Raw genomic sequence first — 2,340 nt, forward strand, 5'->3', positions numbered from 1 at the left:
CTGAACAATCGAGATACTACCTGTAATCGAAAATAATTGCAACTACTTTTTTAAAAAAAATTAAAAAAAAATTCACTATTTTTTGCTAATTAGTTATAAAATAAGATAATAAATCATAAAAAAAAGTAACTACTCAGTCACATTAAGCCAAAGCACTAGACAATAATGATCTGGCAGTTCCATTAAAAACTGCTTTAATGATAAGAGGATGATCAATATTGTTCTTACGAGCTGTATCCAATATGGTAGTAATAGAAGCAAATTGCTTCATTCCTTCAATTTTTCTAAAGCATTTGGATACAGCTTGTCTCACTTTAGATGATCTTAAGCTACGTTCACTCTCGTTATTTGAATATTCAACATCAAAATCTTCAACAAACTTAAAGATAGAGTCTTCAAGATCTTTTAATCTTAATAAGAGTCTTCTTGTTTTACCTTCAGGGATCTTACCTAGTTTAAGTCTGCATCTTTTAGGAGGCTTAAATCTTTGAAGTCCTTCATCAATCATAGCTCTAAGTTTGGTCCTAAAATCATTAATAACATCTTTATCAAGATAGGTCTTTCCTTGTTCTATAGCATCAAGCTTAGCTTTCCTCATATCCAGAAGTAGATTTTCTATATCTTTAAAATAATCAGCATCATCTTTCTCTCTTATTGCAGCAGCTCTTAGTTCTCTTTGTATGTGTTGTAAACATATAGCATGCTCAATGTTAGAGAGTTTGAAATATGGAGACCAACAGTCATGAATTAATGTTCCTAATGAATCTATTAAAATTCCACTTTCACTAGAAATAGCATCAAAACCTCTCTTCTTATCTGCATATAGATATGTAGCCTTTTTAACACATACTACATGAAGCCAATGGAGTGAACCACCAGCTCTAAGCCCAGTCTCATCAGCACCCTTTGTGTGACAGTTTTTGAGATATTCCTTTACTACATCTGCTAATTTCCCACATTCAATAGCAAAATCCATTACTATCTTTGATATGGTTCCTTCCGAAACATCAAGTCCAAGATGTTTTGAAACAAGTTTTTGTAGTCTATTAAGTGATGTTACACCTATAGTCCAAAGAATAACTACAAATTCTTTTATAGATACACCATATTGCTGGGAAGATTTCAAATCATTTGGCTTTTCACCTATAATAAGTTTTCCCATCATAGGACATACTATTGAATAAACCTTATGCTCATTATCAATAATTACTGTTTTAGTCTCATAAATATGTCCTTTTGATATACACTTCATAAGAGAAACACAAGATGCAAAATTCTCACACTTGGTACACTGCAAAGGATAATGGTTATGTTTAATTGATTCGTCAGCCATAACCTTTTTTAATCCTTTTCCTATGTGTCCTTTTTGTGCTCCAGGTTTCTTTCCACTAGGCTCTCGAAGACTAGTCTTTTTATTAATACTAGGTTTTGAATAACCATCTGATGAAGGTGGCTTACTAGAATTAGATGAGTTTTTGGAGTTCCTTTCTCGAATTTCAGACTGTAAACAAGTAACAGCCGAAGTAAGTGCTGATACTTGGTCTTTCATACTTGATATATTAGAGTTCATATTCTCTAGCAATAATTGTTGAGAACATGAGAACATTATCATATTAGTAACAAATAAAGACCATTCTTGAGGAAGAGAAGATACATCAAGACCAAAAGCTGCTGCAACTTCATTAATGGTAGCACCACTTTTGACAAGTTCCTTCATCTTCTCAGACAACTCCATAATATACTCCTAATTCTTTCTAATGTATATAATTATTATATAATATAAGCACAAATTAATCAACAAAAATGTGATAATAATTTGTATTTATTTTCTGATAATATAAAGAATTAATCAAATATTGTATTTAAAAAATTGATAAAAACAATACAGCTTGGTTGTATATTGATTTGATGTTTAATCTAGTGCGACTGAGTAGTTACTAACTGAATAAAAATTTTATTTTAATCTTCCTTAGGTAAGAAAAATTATCACTATTTTTTATCAATTTAATATGCTAAAACACTTGACAATCTGATACGGGGGAGACTGTCCAAAAAGTCAAAACTAAAATATGATATACGCTGGATATATTGTAGTGACATATATTAATACCGCTATATAAAGCGTATATAAGTATTTAACAGATAGTTTTCGGACAGTCTAGGGGGGGTACTGAAAAACACTCAAATGCCAACTATGGTATCCTCTTCACATTCAAGAAGTAATTCTGATTATGGTATGCGGCTGACTTTTAAGAATTAACCAACCCACCAACACCATCAAAAACCTATGAAACAAATCATTTGTAAAGGCTGTGGCAAAAGCTTCTCCATTTCACCTGA

Annotated in this window: 1 protein-coding gene; it reads right to left on the minus strand. The window is 31.4% G+C overall.

Annotation, left to right across the window (positions count from 1 at the left end):
• Positions 1–142 precede the first annotated feature (142 nt).
• Positions 143–1,735 (minus strand): IS66 family transposase, encoded by a 1,593-nt coding sequence (gene tnpC / locus SOY52_RS09265; RefSeq protein ID WP_320848672.1) that lies wholly within the window; start codon positions 1,733–1,735, stop codon positions 143–145.
• Positions 1,736–2,340: the final 605 nt, after the last annotated feature.

Source organism: Bullifex sp., from assembly GCF_034103065.1.
Classification (GTDB): Bacteria; Spirochaetota; Spirochaetia; order Sphaerochaetales; family Sphaerochaetaceae; genus Bullifex.

Coding starts and splice junctions, on each gene's coding strand:
- tnpC (WP_320848672.1), bottom strand. CDS start 1,735: ATGGAGTTGTCTGAGAAGATGAAGGAACTTGTCAAAAGTGGTGCTACC.